Below are 21,164 nucleotides of genomic sequence, written 5' to 3' on the forward strand. Positions count from 1 at the left end.
TTATTTTTTTGACGTTAGTTCCATTGGTGACATGAAAATACTGATATGTGATGACTCAGCGGTTGCAAGAAAGCTCATTGCGCGCTCCATCGTACAAGATACATCATTGCACCTGATCGAAGCTCAAGATGGGTATGAGGCGCTAAATATTCTTGCGGAGCAAAATATCGATATTTTGTTTCTCGATTTAACGATGCCGATCATGGACGGTTTTGAAGTCCTCGAGTCATTACCTGTTAGTCACTACCAGACTAAAATCGTCATTATTTCTGGAGATGTTCAACAAGAGGCAAAACAGCGCTGCATAGAGCTAGGTGCTCAAGCTTTTATCGCTAAGCCTCTGACAGAAGAGCAGGTGATACCGCTCTATGAACAATTGGGGCTGCACTATGCGTTCAAGCCTAGCCATTCGATTGATCCTAAAATCCAGATTTGCGAGGAGTTCTCCTCATTAGCCAAATTCCGCGAGATTGCAAACATTGCCCTTGGTAAAGGGGCTGCGATTATGGCAGACCATTTACACGAGTTCATCCAACTTCCTGTTCCACATGTTGGTCCGTTATCCTATGGCGAACTTCATATGACGCTTGTCGACGTTGTTGGGCGTGATGGCTCCGTCGCGGTTGCGCAGAGGTTTGTTGGTGGCGGTATTCATGGTGAAGCTCTGGTGTGTTTACGTGGTAGAGACATCAATCAAATTGGTGAGAAGTTAGGCTATCTGCTTGAGTTTACACCTCATAATGAAATCATTTTGAATATCTCGAACTTACTGGTTTCTTCATTTCTCACATCGTTAGGGGATCAGCTCGACAAGCAATTCTCACTTCGTCAGCCAGGCATTGTGGATACGTTAACGCCTTACTGTGAAGAGCAGGGTGAATTAGGTGAGCTGTTTACTATCGAATACACCTACATGGCAGAAGCGCTCGATTTTGAGTGTGAGGTACTGTTTTTAATTGATAAACCATCCGTAGAAATTATTTATGAAATCATGGAGCTAATCTAATGTCCGATATTACGCTGGACATAGCAGACTTTCATTGGGTCACACAAATTCTCGATACGATGGATTCAGGGCTTATCGTGTTGGATCAAGAGTATAAGGTCTGTGTGTGGAACAGTTTTATGCAGTCATACAGTGGCGTTCTGTCACAAGAAATCCTTGGCCAATGTTTATTTGATCATTTTGAAGAGCTGCCAAAAACTTGGCTAGAAACCAAGATAAAAACCGCCGCCGATCTGGAAACTCGTTCCTTCTCTAGCTGGGAAAACCGACCGTACCTTTTTAAATTCAACAATTTTTCTCCGGTTTCAAACAGCAGTGATTTCATGTATCAAGACATCGTAATCACCCCGTTAATCGGGCTCTCAGGAGAGGTCAGCCACATTGCTATTCAAGTGAATGATGTCTCTGAAACGGCAAGAAATCGCATTCATTTGAAAGAAACAAATCAACATTTGTCTGAAATCAGTCGCAAAGATGGTTTAACAGGTTTATTTAATCGTGCTTATTGGGAGCAATCGCTGAAAGAAGAGTTTGCTCACCTAAAAGTTATCGACGGACCATGCTCATTAGTAATATTTGATATCGACCACTTTAAAAAAGTGAATGATACCTATGGTCACCCGACGGGAGATGAAGTCATTCGTCGTACTTCTTCGTTATTAAGAAAGACAGCAAGAAGCAGTGATGTGTGCGGTCGTTTTGGCGGAGAAGAGTTTACGGTATTGCTTCCTCATACGAATCAAGAACAAGCTTGCTATTTCGCGGAGCGTTTACGTAAAAGAATTGAGCAAGAGATCGTGAAAGTGGAAGATTTTTTGATTAATTACACGATAAGTATTGGTGTTTGCGAGTATAAACCTTATTTTGAAACTCACACTCAATGGTTAAAGAGTGCCGATGCTGCGTTGTATCGTGCAAAAGAAAACGGTCGTAACCAAACTTGTTTGCATGAAAATGACTGAAATACAAAAAGGTTTGAAGAAACCCTGTATCCGAACGCAGTGAGGCAAAGCGCAATTGTTTGAAAAACATCCAGTTGGTTCGTGAATGTTTGTTAATATGAAATAAGTTAATGAAATTTTCTCGGCATGTCTTACTATTGAAACTATTCCGCTTTCAGCTTCGAAGGCTTGCAATAAACGGAGAAAAACAGTGGTTTTAGAAACCGATGGATATCTCGCTCTTATCGAGCACTTGTCGCTAAATCTAGATATTTTCACGACTGAAATTGGCGACACTGGATCCGAAAGCATCGAAGATGTCGTCACCGATATGGTGGCTTCAAACATCATGGCGATCTTTGAGCAAAACCCAGAGCTTCACTCAAGCGTACGCTTCAAATTACTAAAAGAAGCGGATGCGGTTGTTGAAGATCTTGGTGAGATATTGGCTGGTGTATGGCATAAAAAAGCGACTAATGAACAGATCACGTTCCTTGATGAATACATCGCTTTGGTTAAAAACCTATTCGATACTGCCGTTGCTACTTACGATTGATATTGTTTGATACCAGTCATCTCCAATTCTAAAAGTAAGAAGAGTTACATTGTAACTCTTCTTACTTGCCAAAACTTAGATGCCCAGTATGGGTTGTCGATTCTTGAAATGATCACACCTTTAGACGTTGACGCATGCATGAACTGCTTGTTACCCAAGTAAATCCCTACATGATAGGTCGTCCGTCTTGTCTTAAAAAACACCAAATCTCCTTGTTTGGCGTCCGTCCAATTTAATTCCACACCTTGTTTCGATTGTTGTCTCGTTGTCCTGGGTAACGATAGCTGATAAGCCTCGACAAAGGCTTTTTGCACAAATGCCGAGCAATCAATACCAGATTTTTGTGTGCCGCCTAAGCGATAAGGTGTGCCATGCCATTCTGTATAAAACTGGAACAAGTCAGGGTTATTGTCCAATAACTGATTTGTAGGTGTTGTCACTTGCACTTGCTCGCTAGGTTCAGGCCCAGAAGAGCAGGCGCTTAGTAGCACACTGATTATCAAAGGAAAATATACTCGACGCAAATCACCACCTGTCATCTCTATGACTCACAACTGAAATATTAGTGTCATAACCAATCCATAGTATGGGCTGCAAATCACGGTTTTGTCTCACAAATGTGACGGAATCACTGCAAAACCGATTCAACCTTAAGAAAGAATAAAAATTGATTATGGCAAAGCGAAAACGCTCACGCACATCACTCTCACTGATTCAGGCTGTTAGTGCAACATTTTTAACTATCATAGCTCTTGTTATAGCCCTTTCTGTCTCAAGTTTCAAAGGAATGGAACAGGTAGGAGAGCAATTTGAAGACTTGTCGCAAAAAGCGCTACCAATCGCGATGGCGAACGCAAAGTTAACTAGGAATGTATTGGAGATGGTTAAGCTACTCAACCATGGTATGCAGATTTCTGAGCCAGAACAACTGCCTCTCATCAAAGAGCAAATCGATTCACTTGCGACTCAAAGCAAAAGTTTGGTTGGAGAAGCTTCTGGTGTTGCTGAACAACTCTCTGAGGAGTTAGATACAAATTTAGCGCGTTTACATAACATCACGCAGTCCATTTTACTGAAGCAATCTTCAGTGATAAAAATTCAAATGGATATTGATGCAGGAGTTGGTGGGTTCCGCTATGGGCTCAGCTCTATCGGCCCGGAAATGAATCGAATCAGCTCGTTTCTTAGTGCCGAAAATCCTGAATCGAGTGATGCCGCCAACCGATTTATTGCCTCAGCGAGCTCAATGGAAAGCACGTTCTTAGTAATGATGATGCATTCTGAACTGAGCAAAGCCGAAAAAGAATACCGAGAAATGCGTAACCGTATTGCAGGTATTAATCTCGCCTATGAAGATTTCCAGTCTTTACATCCAGAAGTAAGCGAATACGCAAGCCTAACGGCACCGTACGAGATGGTGAAGCAAGGCTTTAGTGAAAAGGGCGTGCTGCGTTTGATCCTCGCCAAACTAGAACAAGGGGAATTGCAACGTTCAGAGTTTAAACAGGCTTCGATTCTTGCGGATGAAACCATGCGGTTGCTTGATCAAATATCACAAGCTGCTGGTGAGTTGATTGCGGATAAAGAGAGTGTGGTCAATGAGACCATTGAGTCGGTGAGTGTTATGATCGTTTTTGCGGCGTGCGTGATATCTTTCATTATTCTGGTTACTTGGTTTAGCCTTAAGTCATGGACAAACCGAGGGTTAAGGAATGTACTAACGCGTCTTTCAGCACTTACCGAGCATGACTTTCGTGACAATGCAGATGAGGTCGGCCCTTATGAGCTGAAAGAAGTAGCACGAAAGTTGAATCAAGTGATCGATTCCACACACGATTCCATTCAAACGGTGACGCGCAATTGTGAAATGCTTTATCAGACGGCTGAAGTAAGCCACAGTGCAGCTGAACAAACGAGCGATGGGCTGACGACACAAAATGAAGCGTTGGCGAGCATGATCACGACCATTACGCAACTTGAAACCTCCATTCGTGAAATAGCAACAGTGACAAATGCCTCGTCACAGGACTCGATGCTTGCTACCAAGCACACTGAAAAAGGCGTTCAAGTTGTGGAACAAAACCGTGAACGTTTGGAATCACTTGAAAGCTCTTTGGATATGAATGAGCAATCTATGTTAGAGCTAAACCAACGTGTTAAGCAGATTCGTGAAATGGTCGATATGATCAGTGGTATTGCTGACAACACAAACTTACTTGCTCTCAACGCAGCAATAGAAGCCGCTCGAGCTGGTGAACAAGGGCGTGGGTTTGCAGTTGTCGCGGATGAAGTCCGCAAACTAGCAAGTGATACTTCTCAACAAACAACGAACATCCGAGCAATGATGAGCGAGCTTATTACTGCCGCAGAGCGTTCGCGCCAAGCAGTCAATGATTCAAGAGAAGAAATGGCCCACGCACTGCAGTCCAGCAATGAAGTGAAATCGACATTCTCTGATATCAACCTCGCGGTTAAGCACATTCAAGAGCGTGTTGAGCAGATCTCTGTTGCCACGGAAGAGCAAGAACGTGCGACGGCAGATGTATCTCAATCCATTACCCATATTTCTGACCTTGGCGAACGTACAAAGCTGCAGCTTGAGTCTATGGTTGAGAGTTCTGAGCAAGTGGCGGAAATTGCAGGGCATCAACAAGCGATGTTGCATAAATACGAGCTACATCAGTCCGCATAAGTGACATGTTTTCATCTTCTAAAAGCAGAACTTCGGTTCTGCTTTTTTGTTGCTTCTACGCCCCCTCTGATTGCTATTCAAATCGCAAAAGTGAGTTATATCGCATCTTGCTCATTTCTTAAGGGCTGAGTTATCACTACGTGGTGTTAATGGTATCTCGGTGAAACAAGATGACTAGAATGTTGTCCGAATTCAAAGGAATGGATAATGCAACTTCATGCGATTCCTTCATATCCAGAACAAGCCAAAGCTTTCTGCTTAAACAACGAGGAGTGGTTTTGTGATCGATAAAGTTTGTCCCGTCGTTCTGCGTAAGCAAAACCAAGAGCTCCTACTTTTTAAACATCCGTTGGCGGGTATTCAGCTCGTCAAGGGCACTATTGAGACGTTTGATGAAAGTTACATCACGGCTGCAAAGCGGGAGCTTGCTGAAGAATCTGGAATTACGCACGTTATCTCCGCTCGGTATTTATGTTCATGGGACAGTGGCTTTCAAAATCAAGTATGGCACTTTGTTTCGTGTGAGTGTGCTGACCTAGCGGATTCATGGACGTTTCATACGCAAGACGATGGCGGACATGATTTTTCGTTCTTTTGGCACCATATAGGGAGCGATATTTCCTCACAAGCGCATACCGTTTTTCAGAACGCACTGGAAAAAGTTCGAAAACTGATAGACCAAGGGGTGGTGTAAGTGAGGTTGCAAGTTGGAGGTTTAACAAAGAAGAACTTGTTAAAGCACCTGAGTAAAAAAGGTGTTCAATTGAATGCCTTCGCCCAACAACTATTCGATGATGACAAAGTCGAGTGCTCAGATGAGATTCAATCGTTCTTTTTAACGATAAAAACACCGTTTGACTTCGGACTTTATTTTGGCGCGACCCTTGGAGAAATGATTGAAGCGGCGTCGACACAAAATCTATCACCTTGCCCTTTAGTTGTTGCGCCATACCTCCGTTTACAAGAAATTGACTTGGCGAAGGGAGAGTACCTTACTGTGGTGTCTTCCCCGCTTTCGAATGACAAAGCTTATCCACGTGGTTTGTATCTACGGGATCTCGACGACGGATTCTGGCTACGAGGCTTTAGATGTTCGGAAGATTGTATCTTTCCGCCGTCGAAAAAATTTGTTTTTGTGTCTGAGATCGCGAAGGAGTGTTGAGTGTGACATATCTTTATCATCGCGAGCCCGACAACCTTTATCACCTAATCTCGAGGTAAAACTAGCGGATTTGAGCGAAGTGCCAAAGCAAACACTATGCTTCTATCAGAAGCGAATAGATAAGGAAGAGCATCCGTTACTCTTCTTTCGCACGCCTCGTGTACGGTTTAAAGGCACTGTCGATCTCAAAAATCGCTATGAGATTACAAATGTTTAACTGACTTCTATATGCTTTGCGCATTCATTCAGATAAGGAAACGATAATGGATAAATTCGTCGTGTTTCTCTTATGCCTTTTTATGACAGTTGGCGGTGTGGTTCATCTTTATGACAACATTGCTAACGGTTTTTTGCCTTATGATTTTGCGCCACGCTGGTTGAATATTTATTGGAGCGCATTGGGGCTGTTAGACTTACTAGCGGTGTATCTGTTGGTGAAGCACCGTCGTTCCGGATTAGTACTTATGCTATTGATTCTGACGACCAATGTCATTTTTAGCTCGCACGCTCACTATGCATTAGAAATATTGGACAACAATGCCGCACTTCAAATGAAAACACTCTTTTTAGGTTTTTCATTCGGCGTATCTATCTGGTTATGGAACGCGCGTAAACATCGACAATCACGCCAGATATTTCGTTAACTTTCACTTTTCATCACTCAATTAAGGATAGTAAACAGGGATTCGTTATGAACGATTTTAAAGACTTGGCCAGTTTCGCTGGTTTCAGCGTACTGACAGGTTTAAGCTTTGGTACCACTTTCTTCAGTCTGGCTTTTCTATACAGCTCAATAGAAGCACAACAAGCAATGAATACTAATGCTTTGGTGTGCACGGTGCTTGGTGTGGTTGGTTTATTTGTTGGTATTACTCAATTAAACAAAAAACGTCAACTAACGGAGAGTGAATCCATTAGCTAGCATCGTAAGGATGAAGTGGTGTTTAACTGGTTGGTGTTTAGGTTTAGTCTATTCGCTTTGTTTACGCACTTCATCCACAAAAACTTTTCTTCAACTGTTGCGTCTTCTTCGGTTATAGCGAAAAGGTTGCGTTAACAGCTTGTCTAATCGTTGTTCTGCTTCATTCCTAATTTCCGGTATACCAATTACGACATCATCATGGCCAAGCTCAGGCTGAGCTCGATATGTCCCAAAAAGTCGATCCCAAACAGAAAGGAAGAAACCGAAATTCGAGTTGGTTTCTTTTGCTATCACGGAATGATGAACGCGATGCATGTCTGGCGTTACTATGACGTTTCGCAGTTTCTGATCCGCTGATAAAGCCAGTTTTGCATTACTGTGATTAAACATCGCACTGGCATTGAGCACTATTTCGAATACCACGATAGCGATAGGAGAAACGCCTAAGATAAATACGGTGGCAATTTTGACACCCATCGAGATGATGATTTCGATAGGATGAAAACGTGCGCCAGTGGTGACATCAATGTCGAGATCGGCATGGTGCATTCGATGAAGCTTCCACAGTGGCTTTACATAGTGAAAGACCACATGCTGAACGTAAATGACGAAATCAAGCAGAATAACCGCTAGAAGCACGTTTAACCAAGCGGGCAGGGAGAGCAAATTAAATAGTCCCCATTGTTGCTCCTGAGCGATAATTGCAGCTTGAAAGGCGGCGATAGGCATGACTAACGCAACAATCAAGCTATTCACAGCAACCAGTGATAAGTTATTGACCCAGCGAAACCCGCGTGAAGCGGTAAGTGTTTTTCTCGGCAGTTTGTTTTCCCAAAGGGCACAAAGTAATAATACGCCGAGAAAAAAGCCTAATCTTATCCACGAGGGATCTTGAAACGTCGTTTCTGTCACTGTCATTTCCTTATTTATTACTTTATCTATGACCGAGATAAGGGTGAAATTATTTCAACAAACAGTAAGGTGCGTTGAAGGGCTTATCTTGAGGCGAAACCATAATGTCAGTAGAATCGCGCTCTACTTTTTACTTGGCATTACTTACCATGAGAATTCACGCTTTCCACCGTTTATATCAGTACCGACAATCTATCTCAACCAAGCCTTTCAACGCGCGTGGATGTAAAGTGGTTCGTTGCCAATATTGCCAGGTTTCTGAGCAACACTGTTTGTGCGATCTTCAGCCAAACATCAAGGCTAATATTGCATGTATGTTGATTGTTTCTGAAAACGAAGTATTTAAGCCAAGTAATACCGGTCGTCTAATTGCGGATACGATTCAAGAGACTTACGTTTATCAATGGAACCGAACAGAACCGTCTGAGGAGATGCTAGAGCTACTACAGGATGACAACTACCAACCAGTGATTGTATTTCCTGCAGACTATGTGGATGACCCATCTCGTTTAATTGAAGATCTGGAGCCTGCGCGATTAATAAACGAAGAGGCTCAGAACAAAAAATGGTTGCTGATCTTTATTGATGGTAGCTGGCGTGAGGCACGAAAGATATTTCGTCGTTCTGACTTTCTTAAATCTTTGCCAGTGCTTTCTATTGAGCCAGAATCTCTGTCTGAATACATTATGCGCCGCTCCGAGAATGAGCAGCATCTTTCAACCGCCGAAGTCGCGACGTTAGTTTTGAAACAAGCCGGTGAGAATAAAGCATCGGAATGCCTTCAGTTGTGGTTTGAAGCCTTTAGAGAAACCTACATGTTGACCAAGACCCGAGTCAAAAACGATCCCAACCGACCGCATTTAAAGCGTTTCAAAGAGTGGGTGAAAACCGAGAGCTGACTCTAAGGAATGAACTTTTGTTGATGGCATGTTGTTCAACTGGCTTCGGTGAGGAGATAAATCTGCATTCGGTCACGGTTTGCAGGCGTACAGATATGGATAATGCCACTAGTTTATACTTTTGACTCCAGCCATTTTTGGAGTCGTTTAAGCATTTTTTAGGAGAGAAATACATGTATTACGGCTTTGATGTCGGTGGCACTAAAATTGAATTTGGTGCATTTAACGAGAAGCTTGAGCGTGTAGCGACGGAACGTGTACCTACACCAACAGACAACTACGAGCTGCTGGTTGATACCATTGCGGAATTGGTTAACAAATACGATGCAGAGTTTGGTTGCGAAGGCACAATTGGTCTTGGCCTACCAGGCATGGAAGACGCAGACGATGCAACGGTATTAACGGTTAACGTTCCTGCGGCGAAAGGCAAACCACTGCGCGCGGACCTGGAAGCGAAAATCGGTCGCAGCGTAAAGATTGAAAACGATGCGAACTGTTTTGCGCTATCAGAAGCATGGGACGAAGAGCTTCAAGATGAGCCTTCCGTACTTGGTTTGATCCTAGGTACTGGTTTTGGTGGCGGTTTTATCTACGATGGTAAAGTTTTCTCTGGTCGTAACCACGTAGCAGGCGAGGTGGGCCATACTCGTTTGCCTATCGATGCTTGGTTCCACTTAGGCGAAAACGCACCTCTGTTGGGCTGTGGCTGTGACAAGAAGGGTTGTTTAGACAGTTACCTTTCTGGCCGAGGCTTCGAGCTTCTTTATGCCCATTACTACGGTGAAGAGAAGAAAGCGATCGACATCATCCAAGCGCACGCAGAAGGTGAGGCGAAAGCCGTCGAGCATGTTGAGCGTTTTATGGAGTTGCTGGCTATCTGTTTTGCAAACATCTTTACAGCGACTGACCCACATGTTGTTGTGCTGGGTGGTGGTCTTTCAAACTTCGAATTGATTTATGAAGAGATGCCAAAACGCATCCCTAAACACTTATTGTCTGTGGCTAAGTGTCCTAAGATCATCAAAGCAAAACACGGTGATTCAGGCGGTGTACGCGGTGCTGCGTTCCTAAATATCAAGTAGTGACTGAAACCTTACTCGATATAAAGTAAGAAGAAATCTAAAGCCCCGTTTAGACCATCAAGGTAAAACGGGGCTTTTTACTTATATATCGAAGTAACTCATATACCCAAGTAACTTCTATATGCTTGGGTATAGAGCACGAACAAAAATAGCACGTATAAAAAAACTCGCGACGAATCGCGAGTTTTCTGTTTACAGCTAAGCTTATTTGTTCTTTTTGCCTACGCCTAGGTTTTCTTTTTGAGCTAGGGTGATTTTACTAAAGCCTAATTTTCTGAAGTAGTTATCGCGGTAGTTTCGCACCGCTTTAGTGTCAGACACTGCTTCGATTTGTTGCTCCATCTTTAGGAACTCAGTGATATCGATACCTTCTGCTTCTGCAACCGCTTCTTGAATGTTGCGGTGCTGCTGGTATGAGAACGTCAGTTCTTTGTCTTGGTCTTTGTAAGTGTAAAGAATGGTGCGAGCCATAGCTGTCTCTCTGAAAAGGTTTCTGTATTAAACAAAAAGGCCAGACTCGCTGACCTTTGAATTTCTAGTTTGGGCTAGATTCTGCCTTGAAGTGGGATAATTGTCACGCTTTCTCCCGCTTTTACTGTATCAATAGCTGGGGAGATTTCGATTAAACAGTTTGCTTCACTCATTGAGCGCAAAATACCAGAGCCTTGCTTGCCTGTTGTACGAACGGTTAAACGGCCAGTGTCATCCAGTTCATAGATTCCTCGACTAAACTCGGTACGACCTTGTCGAGAGCGAAGATTCTCAGTTGCGATGGCATTCACTTTCAGAGGCCTCCAGCCTTGTTCGCCTTGCATCTTACGCAGTGCAGGCTCAACAAAATTAATGAAAGAGACCATCACGGCAACAGGGTTGCCCGGCAGACCAAAGAACGGCTTGTTGTTGATTTGACCAAACGCGAGTGGACGTCCCGGACGCATGTTGATTCGCCAAAAATCGATTTGACCAAGTTTATCCAAGGCAAGTTTGATGTAATCCGCATCACCAACGGATACGCCACCAGAAGTCATAACCACGTCCGCTTGCGCCGATGCGTTTTCCAACGCTTCAATCATTAACTGTTCGTTGTCTTCCAGAATACCGAAATCCAAGATCTCGCAGCCGAGCTTTTCAAGCATGCCCATGATGGTAAAACGGTTGGAATCGTAGATAGAATTCGCTTTTTGCTCTGTTCCCGGCGCTTGTACTTCGTCACCGGTGGAGAACACGGCAACTTTCAATTTGCGGAACACATTCGCTTCACCAAAACCGAGAGAAGCGATCATGCCCATTTCTGGAGAGGCTAGGCGAGTGCCTGCGGTAAAGACGTCACTGCCGATAACGAGATCTTCACCTGCTTGACGAACGTTTTGGCCTGCTTTGATATTCGCACCGTTAAAGGTGACCTTGTCACCTTCTTGAGAGGCTTGCTCACGCATGACCACTGTGTCGCCGTTAAGTGGTGTCGGTGCGCCGGTCATGATCTTCACCGCTTGACCAACTTCCAGAGGCTGATCGTAAGCATGGCCCGCCATCACTTCAGCAACCACTTGGTAGCTATCGCGGTCAACATCATCACTGCGGATGGCATAACCGTCCATCGCAGAGTTGGTGTACTGCGGCACGTTTACTGGTGAAATGATATGTTCCGCGAGAACGCGGCCATAGGCGTTTTCAATCTTGCATGCTTCTATTTCCGAAACCGTGTTCACCAAAGAAAGGATTTTTTCTTGGCCTTGAACCACAGAAAGGAAAGCAGGAGAAAGTGTGTCGCAACATGCGGCTTCTTTCTCTTTGTTTTGTGGCGCTTTCGCTTCTTGAACATACTGAATAACGAACTGAGCAATCGCTTCAAGATCATTGATGTTCATTTGTGGCAGTTCAGAATCTAACTCAGCACTGTCGGAAGCGATAGCAATGATGTTTTCATCGTTTGGATAAAGCCAAGGTTTACCCACTTCTTCACGATGCAATTCAATTTTAGGAAACGCGATGTTTTTACAGCCTTCAACTAAAACCACATCAAGCTTGTCTTCATCAAAACGTGTCAAGAGGTATTCAAACTCTGCTTCGGCCTCTGGCGTTTCTGTCATTAACGCAAAACGGTTGCGAGAAGCAATGAGCATTTGAGACGCGCCAGCTTTGCGTAAACGGTAGCTGTCTTTACCTGGCTTATCGACATCGAAGTTGTGATGAGCATGTTTTAGCATGCCAATGCGTAAACCTGCTTCAGTCAGCTTTGGCAATAGCGCTTCAAGTAGCGTGGTTTTGCCTGTGCCTGAATAAGCTGCAAAACCAAGAATAGGAATATTTAGCGTGTGTTTCATGATTCTAATTGTCCAAATTGCGCCAGTTCTTCCGGAGTGTTCAAGTTGACGAAACAGTTTGGTGAGTCGCTAAAGTCAACGTAACTGGTGTTGCACTCTTTGTAGAGCAGAATGATTTTGCGGTCGCCACGTTCTAAAAATGCGGTGAGTTTTGGCAGTACGCGCTTGTGGTAGAGCGTGAAAACAGGTTGCTGATGGTCACCATCATGAGCGACCAAAATATCGCTGTCTTCTTTGGCGGCTTGGCAGAAACGCTCGACAAGGTCGGTGTTAATTTGTGGGCTATCGCAAGGTACAAATCCAACCCAGTCAGTTTCAGCATGCATCAAACCCGCGTGAATACCGCCCATAGGTCCAGGGAAATCTTTGAATTGATCACTAAATACGAAACCAAATTTGCTGTACGCATCTTGGTTTCGGTTGGCATTAATTAAAATGCGTGGTGTTTGTGGAGATAAACGTTCAATAACGTGTTCGATGAGTGGCTTCTGATTTAATTCAATCAGACCTTTATCTTTTCCACCCATACGGCTGGCTTGGCCACCAGCCAAAATGACCCAACTAGTTTGTGTTGGTTGAAGCATATGCATTCTCTTGAGATGTTTCTTTTGGTATGACATACAACAGAGGAGACTCTATCAAAGTCTTGTCTTTAATCCACCACTGTTTTTTACACAAGTCGGTCAGTGCGTTGGCCTGATGGCTTGTCACCACGATACTCGAACCACGATCCAAAAGATCTTTCGCCATCACCACCAATCGTTCAATGGATTCTTGGTCTAAAGACGCACTTGGCTCATCCATCAATAAAATCGACGGTTTTAAGATCCAAGCCCTTGCCATGGCAACGCGCTGTTTTTCACCGCCGGACAACACGGAAATATGTTCGTCCGCTAAGGTTTCTAAACCTACCATGCGCAGCGCGTGAATAACTTGAGCTCGCTTATCTTTTGGTGTGTCTTGTTGATATTTCACTCCATAAACTACGTTCTCATATACAGTGCCGTCAAAAAGGTAAGGAGATTGATGGAGATAAATCACATCGACACGACCATTGCGACGCGTCAGTCTTTTCAGCCACGTATCTTTTGGCGCAACAACATCGCCAGTAGAAGGTTTGAGCAAGCCGGCAAGGATTTTGAGTAGGGTAGTTTTGCCCACACCATTGTCCCCCTTGAGATAAATGGCATCATTTGGGCCGATGGCTAACTCAGGGATGTGGAAAAGCACACGCTCTTTAAAGCGCATGGATAACTGTTCGGCGGTGATTTTTATAGTCATAATGCGCCTCTACATGGGGTTAATGGTGAGTCGTTTGTTTGCTTCATGTTCTATGTTCTGAGGTAGCCTTTGCCTCTCATGCTTGATAAGAAGAAGTTTAGTGCCAACGCTAAAGATAGTAATACAATTCCTAATGCAACTCCTTGCGCAAAAGCACCTTTGCTGCTTTCCATTGCGATAGCAGTGGGAATATTTCGCGTCACGCCCATAATGTTTCCGCCTACCATCATTGAACAGCCCACCTCGGTTACGATACGAGAGAACCCTGCAATGATAGCTGCAAGTAGAGGAAAGCGGGTTTCCCAAATCATCGTAGCGGCCACGCGCGGAATGGAGACGCCTAGGGTGATGGCGGTTTCCACTGCACGACGGTCGCTAGATTGCAATGCACCATGCATCATCGATACCAAAACAGGGAAACAGATCACCATTTGGCCGAAGATCATCGCCTTCTGAGTGAACAGCATTTGCCAGTCTCCCCAAGGGCCAGCGCGTGATAGCAACATGTACAGCAACAGGCCAATCACGACGGTAGGGACCGCTTGCAGCGTATTCACGATCGACAGCAAAAACCATTTACCGCGAAAGTCGGTATACGCCAGTACAAATGACATCAAAATAGCCGGCAATACCACTAAGGATATTGCCGTGATAGAAACACTAAAGGAGACCGCAACGATCTCCCATAAGTCTGCATCAAAATTCACCAGTAAGCGAAGCGCTTCCAGTGTTGTATCAGCAAGATTCATATTGCGTTATTTGCTCTCAGCATTCGCAACAAACAGTTGTTTACCGTTTAGGCGGAAACCATTGATAAGTTCCTGTCCGCGAGGGTTCACCAACCAATCACTGAATGCTTTCGCGCCTTGGTAGTTGATTGTTGGGTAACGCTCAGGATTAACAAGAATAACTTGGTACGGGTTAAACAGTTTTTCATCGCCTTGGAACAGAATTTCTAGATCCAATTTGTTTTGATAAGCCAACCATGTGCCGCGGTCTGTCATGGTGTAGCCTTGCATTTCAGACGCCATGTTCAGAGTTGGGCCCATACCTTGACCTACGCTGCGGTAACCGCCAAAGTTTGGTTCGATTTTAGTTTGAGCCCAGAAGCCCATTTCTTTTTTGTGCGTACCAGAATCATCGCCGCGAGAGATGAACGTTGCGTTTTTGTTTGCGATCTCTTTGAATACATCTAACACGCCTTCGTCATTTTTGATTTTTGCTGGGTCAGCTTTCGGGCCAACAATTACAAAGTCGTTATACATCAGTTTACGAGGTAGAACGCCGTAGCCTTTCTCAACGAATGCGCCTTCGGCTTTTGGTGCGTGTGTCATCACCAAATCTACGTCACCGTTTTCGCCCATTTTTAAGGCCTTGCCAGTACCCGCAGCGATAACATCGACTTTGTAGCCCGTGTCTTTCTCAAATTGTGGAAGCAGGTAATCAAGTAACCCTGAATGGTAAGTACTGGTAGTGGTTGCTAGGCGAACGTGCTCGCCATCTTGAGCGGAAAACGCAGAGTAACTTACAAGCGTGATTGACGTCGCAGCCAGAGTTAGCGCAATTTTTTTCATTTTTATGTGTTCCTTTCCAATGATTCTTTGGCTTTTCTCCCGATGTATTGGGAGAGGCCTCTTGGGCGAGAGCGATTAGTTCAAAGTGCAAGTTGTCTTAGGGTGTTGGAATAACAAACACCAACATCCTGAGATCACTTGAATACGCCCTGTAGCCACCTCATAGCAAACAAGATGCCAACCTTTTACAAGCGAAAAGTGCTCGATTTATGCACTAAATCATGGGGTTATTTGCACAAAAGTTTGCGTTGGTACAAAATGTCGCACTTTTTGTAGGGTATCTCTGTTTAAACTTGGTACACTCTGTCCCATCCGAAGCCATCTGGGGTAAATATGTCTACTCAATCCCATATTAGTACAAACCAACAATATAACGCCTTTTCCGTACTGGTCGTTGATGATGAATTGGGCATGCAAGCCATTTTGAAAAAGGCATTGGGGAAGCTTTTCTCACATGTCGACACTGCTGGCAGCATCGAAGAAGCAGAGCAACTGCGTAATTCTCGACATTATGATCTGATTTTACTGGATATTAATCTGCCGGGGCGCTCTGGGATTGAGTGGGAAGAAGCGTTTGAAGATGACGACAAACGTGCCGATGTGATCTTCATGACGGGCTATGCGGATTTAGAGATTGCTATTCGCGCACTTCAACTTGGTGCTTCTGACTTTATCCTCAAGCCCTTCAACCTAGAACAAATGCTAAAAGCGGTCAGCCGCTGCATGGATCGTCGCTTGAACGAGCGCATGCAGTACGCCATGAAGCGCGATTACCAACGTCACAATACCTCCGAGATCATCGGTGGTTCAGAAAAAACGCGTCAGCTTAAGCAGCTTATTAACCAGTTTGCACCGTCGCGTGCTTCTGTTTTGGTGGAAGGTGAGTCGGGTACGGGTAAAGAGCTGGTTGCGCGAGGTATTCACAAAGCGAGTGGGCGAACGGGCCCATTTGTGCCAATCAACTGTGGCGCCATTGCGCCAGAGCTACTTGAAAGTGAGTTATTTGGTCATACATCGGGGGCGTTTACCGGTGCGAAAAAATCTCGTGAAGGTTTGTTCCGTGTTGCGAACGGTGGCACCTTATTTCTTGACGAAATTGGGGAAATGCCACTTGCAATGCAGGCATCATTATTGCGTGTGTTAGAGCAGCGTACTATCCGTCCTGTTGGTTCAGAAAAAGAAATCAGCATTGATGTCCGTATTGTTGCCGCCACCAACCGAAACCTGCAAGAAGAGGTCAACCAAGGCAACTTCCGCAGTGACCTGTATTACCGTTTGAATGTGCTCAAAATCGAAGTGTGTCCTCTGCGTGAGCGCAAAACCGATTTGTTTGAGCTCGTGCCATTTTTCAGCAATATGCTGACGCGCGAGCTCGGTATGCCTGCGCCAAAATGGGCGCACGAGGACATGGAAGCCATGAGTGAGTACGATTGGCCGGGAAACATTCGTGAGCTGAAAAACTTGATTGAGCGATGCATTTTGCTTGGCAAACCGCCTGCGCATTATTGGCGGGAGCTAAATGGTGGACACTCATTGCCTAATGTGTCGATTACTGTTTCTCATTCTGCTGAACTACCGACGTTTAAAGAAGGTAGAGAGTTCACGGGTGAGGGGTATCCAAACAACTGGACACTGAAAGAAGTCGAAAAAGCGCATATAAAACAGGTCGTTAATTTGCACGAAGGCAACAAATCAGCCGCTGCTCGTGACTTAGGCGTTGCGCGTAAGACCTTAGAACGTAAGTATAAAGAATGGGATTCTGAGGATGAGGAATATGCCGACTAACGGCCCGCAGCACAAAGGATTGTCGAAATGGACGCACCGTTTTAAAACCATGGTGCGTTATCGCTTATTATTTTTAACCTCCGCACCTATCTTTCTGACTTTGATAGCCCTGATCGGGATTACCATTTATTGGTCCATCCATTATACGTGGCAAAATGCACTGCTTGATGTTTCTGAGCGTCTTGGTGTTGCGAATAACAGCGTAACGTTGTTACAGCAAAAGCAATCGAATTACGTACGTGCGTTTGCTGACTCATACGATTTTCGTATTCGCATCAATCAAGGGATACCGCAAGATGAGCTGCAAAAGTGGGTCACTGAGCAGAAGAAACGATATGCTTTAGATTTTCTCTCTTTCCAACGCGTCAACTCGATGGAAAACAAATTCCGCTTTATGGATCTCACTAAGCGAGAATCGTTTTTTGATGTACTCAATAAAGAAGAACTCGAACGCCTCGATCCTGAACTCGCTAAACGAGCGGAAGTGCCTATTCTTGCTGATGGTGGCATGGAAGCGCGTGGGTTAGTCAGTCGAACCGTGATTCCTGTGTATAGCCAAACGAATGATTTGATCGGCTTTCTTGATGGTGGTTTGCTTCTCAATAACAGCACTGTATTGGTAGATCAAATTCGCGACTTAATCTATCTCAGCGATAATGATCGCCTTCGTCCGGTTGGCACGTTGACGGTATTTCTTGATGATTTGCGTGTAAGCACCAACGTCCCTCTAGACAGCGAGCATAGGTTAGGGCGCGCCATAGGCACTCGCGTGAGCGCAGAAGTGTATAACCAAGTACTTTCAAAAGGTGAGCAGTGGGTTGACCGAGCCTATGTGTATGACGCTTGGTATATTACGGCGTATCAACCGATCAAAGACCAATACGACAATGTTATTGGTATGCTTTATACGGGTTACCTAATGTGGCCATTCGTTAAAGCCTACATGACCAACATTGCCGAAATTAGCTTGATTACGGTTATGTTATTGCTGGTTTCCGGCGTGATGGTATATCGCGGTTCTTATGATCTGTTTCGACCGATCGAACGCATCCATAAAGTGGTGAAGCAGGTCCAACAAGGTAAAGAAAAACGGATTGGTCCGTTGGGATTGGATGCCGATCATGAACTTGCGCAGTTAGCCAGACAGTTTGATGATATGTTAGACGCGCTAGAAGAGCGCAAAATTGAACTGAAGAACTCCGCAGCACAACTTGAATGCAAAGTTCAAGAGCGCACAGCAAGCCTTAGAGAAAAAACCCAAGATTTAGAGCTGCATATTCAACTGCTCAACCAAACTCGCGACAAACTCGTTGTTCATGAAAAACTGGCAGCACTGGGAGAACTCACCGCGGGGATTGCTCACGAAATTAATAACCCAACCGCCGTGATCCTTGGCAACGTGGAGTTGATCCACTTTGAGTTGGGTGACGATGCAAGTCGAGTACAAGAAGAGATTGATGCGATTCACGCGCAAATCGACCGTATTCGCAATATCACGCGCAGTTTATTGCAATACAGTCGCCAAGGTGGTGTTCAAGATGAAATCACTTGGCAACATGTCAATCCTATCATTGATGAAAGCATCACCTTGGTTAAAACGGGCACCAAGAAACGCGACGTCGAGTTTGTGACTGATCTACAAGCGCATACGTCCGTTGAGATAAACCGTCACCACTTGCTACAAATCTTAGTTAATTTGCAAATGAATGCCATTCACGCAATGAACGGCAAAGGCACGTTAACCGTAGTCAGTGAAGACTGGATTGACGAGGGCGAAGTGAAAGGAGCCGCGATTCATGTTATTGACGAGGGTTGCGGTATTAAGCCAGAAAACTTGAATCGAATCTTCTCACCATTTTACACGACGAAGCGAGAGGGTACTGGATTGGGACTGTCGGTCTCTCAAAGTATCCTCAGCCAAACGGGTGGTGAGCTAAAAGCCGAGTCGGAATGGGGAAAGGGCAGTAAATTCAGTATTTATTTACCTAAAAAAGCCGAGCTGATCCTAGAGGTGACGAATATCGCTTAGTCACTTGTTGTAAGCATTACGGAAGAAAGAGCCAGTTATAATACTGGCTCTTTTTTGTATTCAATTTTGTATTCAATGACGCATTTGTGCTTGAGCTTTTTGCTTTGAAGAAGCACTGCGATGGTTTCACTAGCGATGAATTAATAAAAACAACACTTGCAGTATGTAGCATGAACAAGTACCGTTGCCCGGTTTTTCTAAATACACCCCAATTGCTAAGGTAAAGGTTTTGATCTCCACAGCGAATATTACTCAACAATTCGGCGCTAAGCCGCTATTCGAAAACATTTCAGTTAAGTTCGGCGAAGGTAATCGCTACGGCTTAATTGGAGCTAACGGTTGTGGTAAATCAACCTTTATGAAGATCCTCAGCGGCGAGCTTGAGCAAACCAGCGGTAACGTGAGTTACGATCCAAACGAGCGCGTTGCAAAACTAAACCAGGACCAGTTCGCTTACGAAGAATTTACGGTAATCGATACCGTTATCATGGGTCATAAAGAGCTATGGGAAGTGAAGAAAGAGCGTGACCGTATCTACTCACTTGCTGAAATGAGTGAAGAAGACGGCATGAAAGTGGCTGACCTAGAAGTTCAGTTTGCGGAAATGGACGGCTACATGGCAGAAGCCAAAGCGGGCGAGCTTCTTCTTGCGGTGGGTATTCCAATGGAGCAGCACTTCGGCCTAATGAGTGAAGTGGCGCCGGGCTGGAAACTTCGTGTGCTTCTAGCGCAAGTTCTATTCGCAGACCCAGACGTTATGCTGCTTGACGAACCTACCAACAACTTGGACATGGATACGATCCGTTGGTTGGAAGACACGCTAAATGCGCGTAACTGCACCATGATCATCATCTCGCACGACCGCCACTTCCTAAACTCAGTATGTACGCACATGGCGGACTTGGATTACGGTGAACTGCGCATTTACCCAGGTAACTATGATGAGTACATGACAGCAGCTTCTCAAGCTCGTGAACGTCTATTAAACGACAACGCGAAGAAGAAAGCACAAATTGCTGAGCTACAAACGTTCGTTGCACGTTTCTCAGCAAACGCATCGAAAGCAAAACAAGCGACATCTCGTGCTAAGCAAATCGACAAGATCAAACTGGATGAAGTTAAAGCGTCTAGCCGTCAAAACCCATTCATTCGTTTCGAACAGTCGAAAGAACTGTTCCGTAACGCTCTGATTGTTGAAAACCTAAGCCAAGGATTCGAAGAGGACTTGTTCTCAGACTTCAATGCAATTTTTGAAGTGGGTGAGCGCGTTGCGATCATCGGTGAGAACGGTGTGGGTAAAACAACACTTCTAAACACGCTTGCTGGTGTGCTTGAACCGCGTGCGGGTGAGTACAAATGGTCTGAAAACTCAAACATCGGTTACTACGCGCAAGACCACGCGCATGACTTTGCAGAAGACATGAACCTAACGGATTGGATGGGTCAATGGCGTCAAGAAGGTGATGACGAGCAAGTCGTTCGTGGTTTCCTTGGTCGTATGCTGTTTGGTCAAGACGACATTAAAAAGTCAGTAAAAGTACTGTCTGGTGGTGAGCAAGGTCGTATGCTGCTTGGTAAGCTGATGATGCACAAGCCAAACATGCTGCTAATGGACGAACCTACCAACCACATGGATATGGAATCGATTGAATCTTTGAACACTGCGCTTGAGCAATACAAAGGCACGTTGTTCTTCGTATCTCACGACCGTGTATTCGTAGACTCGCTAGCAACGCGTATTATCGAAATCCGCGATGGCAAGATCACGGACTTCAAAGGCACGTACTCTGAGTTCCTAAAATCTCGTGGCGTTGACGCGTAATTACTCGCGAAGCGTTTAAAAAGCAAAAGCCTCGCTATTTAGCGAGGCTTTTTATATTGGTCTTAATCCTTAAATTGACCGGTTATATACGCATATATGCCGACGACACCAAATGTAATGATCATTGAGAGCATGATGCCACTGGGCGTGAGCAAAAAATTCCACAGTTGGTCATTG

The 21,164-nt window shown here is 44.7% G+C and carries 21 protein-coding genes; 13 read left to right on the plus strand and 8 right to left on the minus strand.

Going from position 1 to position 21,164, the window contains the following annotated elements; all coding sequences use genetic code 11:
• The first annotated feature begins 31 nt into the window (after positions 1-31).
• The 3 genes from ACZ5ZC_RS15220 (at position 32) to ACZ5ZC_RS15230 (ending at position 2,503) form a co-directional block, all read left to right on the plus strand.
• The gene (locus ACZ5ZC_RS15220; RefSeq protein ID WP_046875314.1) at positions 32-1,006 is read left to right on the plus strand and encodes a response regulator; all 975 of its coding nucleotides are present in this window, start codon (positions 32-34) and stop codon (positions 1,004-1,006) included.
• Entirely contained in the window at positions 1,006-1,968 is a 963-nt protein-coding gene (locus tag ACZ5ZC_RS15225; protein ID WP_005396213.1) for a GGDEF domain-containing protein, read from the plus strand. The genes ACZ5ZC_RS15220 and ACZ5ZC_RS15225 overlap by 1 nt, the downstream gene beginning before the upstream one ends.
• Before the next feature lie 190 nt (positions 1,969-2,158).
• Positions 2,159-2,503 (plus strand): DUF3802 family protein, encoded by a 345-nt coding sequence (locus ACZ5ZC_RS15230; RefSeq protein WP_005396212.1) that lies wholly within the window; start codon positions 2,159-2,161, stop codon positions 2,501-2,503.
• A 44-nt stretch (positions 2,504-2,547) separates the two neighbouring features.
• Here the strand turns inward: ACZ5ZC_RS15230 and ACZ5ZC_RS15235 are convergent, their stop codons facing one another.
• Positions 2,548-3,042 carry an NlpC/P60 family protein gene (locus ACZ5ZC_RS15235; RefSeq protein ID WP_005396208.1) on the minus strand — a complete coding sequence of 165 codons (495 nt, stop codon included), beginning with the start codon at positions 3,040-3,042 and terminating at the stop codon, positions 2,548-2,550.
• Between the two features lie 134 nt (positions 3,043-3,176).
• Here ACZ5ZC_RS15235 and ACZ5ZC_RS15240 point away from each other — a divergent pair, with 134 nt between their 5' ends.
• The 5 genes from ACZ5ZC_RS15240 (at position 3,177) to ACZ5ZC_RS15260 (ending at position 7,279) form a co-directional block, all read left to right on the plus strand.
• Positions 3,177-5,195 carry a methyl-accepting chemotaxis protein gene (locus tag ACZ5ZC_RS15240; RefSeq protein WP_054867076.1) on the plus strand — a complete coding sequence of 673 codons (2,019 nt, stop codon included), beginning with the start codon at positions 3,177-3,179 and terminating at the stop codon, positions 5,193-5,195.
• A gap of 280 nt (positions 5,196-5,475) precedes the next feature.
• Positions 5,476-5,889, plus strand: coding sequence for an NUDIX hydrolase (locus ACZ5ZC_RS15245; protein ID WP_464932068.1), 414 nt, complete (start codon positions 5,476-5,478; stop codon positions 5,887-5,889).
• A gap of 36 nt (positions 5,890-5,925) precedes the next feature.
• A complete protein-coding gene (locus ACZ5ZC_RS15250; RefSeq protein ID WP_253652181.1) occupies positions 5,926-6,357 on the plus strand; it encodes a hypothetical protein in 432 nt (143 codons plus the stop codon).
• 263 nt (positions 6,358-6,620) lie between these two features.
• Positions 6,621-7,001, plus strand: a complete 381-nt coding sequence (locus tag ACZ5ZC_RS15255; protein ID WP_054867073.1) for a hypothetical protein — start codon at positions 6,621-6,623, stop codon at positions 6,999-7,001.
• A gap of 47 nt (positions 7,002-7,048) precedes the next feature.
• Entirely contained in the window at positions 7,049-7,279 is a 231-nt protein-coding gene (locus tag ACZ5ZC_RS15260; protein ID WP_005396201.1) for a hypothetical protein, read from the plus strand.
• A 90-nt stretch (positions 7,280-7,369) separates the two neighbouring features.
• Here ACZ5ZC_RS15260 and ACZ5ZC_RS15265 read toward each other — a convergent pair whose 3' ends face one another.
• Positions 7,370-8,191: a sterol desaturase family protein gene (locus ACZ5ZC_RS15265; protein WP_012841839.1), complete on the minus strand. Its 822-nt coding sequence runs from the start codon at positions 8,189-8,191 to the stop codon at positions 7,370-7,372.
• Positions 8,192-8,340: 149 nt separating this feature from the next.
• Here ACZ5ZC_RS15265 and ACZ5ZC_RS15270 point away from each other — a divergent pair, with 149 nt between their 5' ends.
• Positions 8,341-9,090: a tRNA-uridine aminocarboxypropyltransferase gene (locus ACZ5ZC_RS15270; protein WP_054867106.1), complete on the plus strand. Its 750-nt coding sequence runs from the start codon at positions 8,341-8,343 to the stop codon at positions 9,088-9,090.
• 173 nt (positions 9,091-9,263) lie between these two features.
• Complete coding sequence (gene nagK, locus ACZ5ZC_RS15275) at positions 9,264-10,172, plus strand: N-acetylglucosamine kinase (RefSeq protein WP_229618081.1); 909 nt, start codon at positions 9,264-9,266, stop codon at positions 10,170-10,172.
• A gap of 204 nt (positions 10,173-10,376) precedes the next feature.
• On the opposite strand, the gene ACZ5ZC_RS15280 is transcribed toward nagK, so the two are convergent.
• From ACZ5ZC_RS15280 to ACZ5ZC_RS15305, 6 genes are all read right to left on the minus strand, one after another.
• Positions 10,377-10,643, minus strand: a complete 267-nt coding sequence (locus ACZ5ZC_RS15280; RefSeq protein ID WP_005377584.1) for a DUF2960 domain-containing protein — start codon at positions 10,641-10,643, stop codon at positions 10,377-10,379.
• Between the two features lie 74 nt (positions 10,644-10,717).
• Positions 10,718-12,496 carry a bifunctional molybdopterin-guanine dinucleotide biosynthesis adaptor protein MobB/molybdopterin molybdotransferase MoeA gene (locus ACZ5ZC_RS15285; RefSeq protein ID WP_464932069.1) on the minus strand — a complete coding sequence of 593 codons (1,779 nt, stop codon included), beginning with the start codon at positions 12,494-12,496 and terminating at the stop codon, positions 10,718-10,720.
• Positions 12,493-13,080 (minus strand): molybdenum cofactor guanylyltransferase MobA, encoded by a 588-nt coding sequence (mobA, locus tag ACZ5ZC_RS15290; RefSeq protein WP_025534433.1) that lies wholly within the window; start codon positions 13,078-13,080, stop codon positions 12,493-12,495. Before mobA ends, ACZ5ZC_RS15285 begins: the two co-directional genes overlap by 4 nt.
• On the minus strand, positions 13,058-13,777 hold the full coding sequence (locus ACZ5ZC_RS15295) for an energy-coupling factor ABC transporter ATP-binding protein (protein WP_253658488.1): 720 nt from the start codon (positions 13,775-13,777) through the stop codon (positions 13,058-13,060). Before ACZ5ZC_RS15295 ends, mobA begins: the two co-directional genes overlap by 23 nt.
• 50 nt (positions 13,778-13,827) lie before the next feature.
• Positions 13,828-14,526 (minus strand): ABC transporter permease, encoded by a 699-nt coding sequence (locus ACZ5ZC_RS15300; RefSeq protein WP_005396188.1) that lies wholly within the window; start codon positions 14,524-14,526, stop codon positions 13,828-13,830.
• Between the two features lie 6 nt (positions 14,527-14,532).
• Positions 14,533-15,351, minus strand: coding sequence for an ABC transporter substrate-binding protein (locus ACZ5ZC_RS15305; protein ID WP_054867071.1), 819 nt, complete (start codon positions 15,349-15,351; stop codon positions 14,533-14,535).
• Between the two features lie 333 nt (positions 15,352-15,684).
• Between ACZ5ZC_RS15305 and ACZ5ZC_RS15310 the strand changes: the two genes are divergently transcribed.
• The 3 genes from ACZ5ZC_RS15310 to ACZ5ZC_RS15320 all read left to right on the plus strand — a co-directional run bounded on the left by ACZ5ZC_RS15310 (position 15,685) and on the right by ACZ5ZC_RS15320 (position 20,987).
• Positions 15,685-17,136, plus strand: a complete 1,452-nt coding sequence (locus ACZ5ZC_RS15310) for a sigma-54-dependent transcriptional regulator (protein WP_464932070.1) — start codon at positions 15,685-15,687, stop codon at positions 17,134-17,136.
• Positions 17,126-19,165, plus strand: coding sequence for a sensor histidine kinase (locus ACZ5ZC_RS15315; protein ID WP_464932071.1), 2,040 nt, complete (start codon positions 17,126-17,128; stop codon positions 19,163-19,165). Before ACZ5ZC_RS15310 ends, ACZ5ZC_RS15315 begins: the two co-directional genes overlap by 11 nt.
• Positions 19,166-19,394: 229 nt before the next feature.
• Complete coding sequence (locus tag ACZ5ZC_RS15320; protein ID WP_012841837.1) at positions 19,395-20,987, plus strand: ABC-F family ATPase; 1,593 nt, start codon at positions 19,395-19,397, stop codon at positions 20,985-20,987.
• Positions 20,988-21,164 lie beyond the last annotated feature (177 nt).

The sequence above is a fragment of the Vibrio sp. JCM 18905 genome, from assembly GCF_055393305.1.

Bases quoted from the DNA above. Each gene is read 5' to 3' on its own strand.
- ACZ5ZC_RS15220 (WP_046875314.1), top strand. From the start codon at position 32: ATGAAAATACTGATATGTGATGACTCAGCGGTTGCAAGAAAGCTCATT.
- ACZ5ZC_RS15225 (WP_005396213.1), top strand. From the start codon at position 1,006: ATGTCCGATATTACGCTGGACATAGCAGACTTTCATTGGGTCACACAA.
- ACZ5ZC_RS15235 (WP_005396208.1), bottom strand. From the start codon at position 3,042: ATGACAGGTGGTGATTTGCGTCGAGTATATTTTCCTTTGATAATCAGT.
- ACZ5ZC_RS15240 (WP_054867076.1), top strand. From the start codon at position 3,177: ATGGCAAAGCGAAAACGCTCACGCACATCACTCTCACTGATTCAGGCT.
- ACZ5ZC_RS15255 (WP_054867073.1), top strand. From the start codon at position 6,621: ATGGATAAATTCGTCGTGTTTCTCTTATGCCTTTTTATGACAGTTGGC.
- ACZ5ZC_RS15260 (WP_005396201.1), top strand. From the start codon at position 7,049: ATGAACGATTTTAAAGACTTGGCCAGTTTCGCTGGTTTCAGCGTACTG.
- ACZ5ZC_RS15270 (WP_054867106.1), top strand. From the start codon at position 8,341: ATGAGAATTCACGCTTTCCACCGTTTATATCAGTACCGACAATCTATC.
- nagK (WP_229618081.1), top strand. From the start codon at position 9,264: ATGTATTACGGCTTTGATGTCGGTGGCACTAAAATTGAATTTGGTGCA.
- ACZ5ZC_RS15280 (WP_005377584.1), bottom strand. From the start codon at position 10,643: ATGGCTCGCACCATTCTTTACACTTACAAAGACCAAGACAAAGAACTG.
- ACZ5ZC_RS15285 (WP_464932069.1), bottom strand. From the start codon at position 12,496: ATGAAACACACGCTAAATATTCCTATTCTTGGTTTTGCAGCTTATTCA.
- mobA (WP_025534433.1), bottom strand. From the start codon at position 13,080: ATGCTTCAACCAACACAAACTAGTTGGGTCATTTTGGCTGGTGGCCAA.
- ACZ5ZC_RS15295 (WP_253658488.1), bottom strand. From the start codon at position 13,777: ATGACTATAAAAATCACCGCCGAACAGTTATCCATGCGCTTTAAAGAG.
- ACZ5ZC_RS15300 (WP_005396188.1), bottom strand. From the start codon at position 14,526: ATGAATCTTGCTGATACAACACTGGAAGCGCTTCGCTTACTGGTGAAT.
- ACZ5ZC_RS15305 (WP_054867071.1), bottom strand. From the start codon at position 15,351: ATGAAAAAAATTGCGCTAACTCTGGCTGCGACGTCAATCACGCTTGTA.
- ACZ5ZC_RS15310 (WP_464932070.1), top strand. From the start codon at position 15,685: ATGTCTACTCAATCCCATATTAGTACAAACCAACAATATAACGCCTTT.
- ACZ5ZC_RS15315 (WP_464932071.1), top strand. From the start codon at position 17,126: ATGCCGACTAACGGCCCGCAGCACAAAGGATTGTCGAAATGGACGCAC.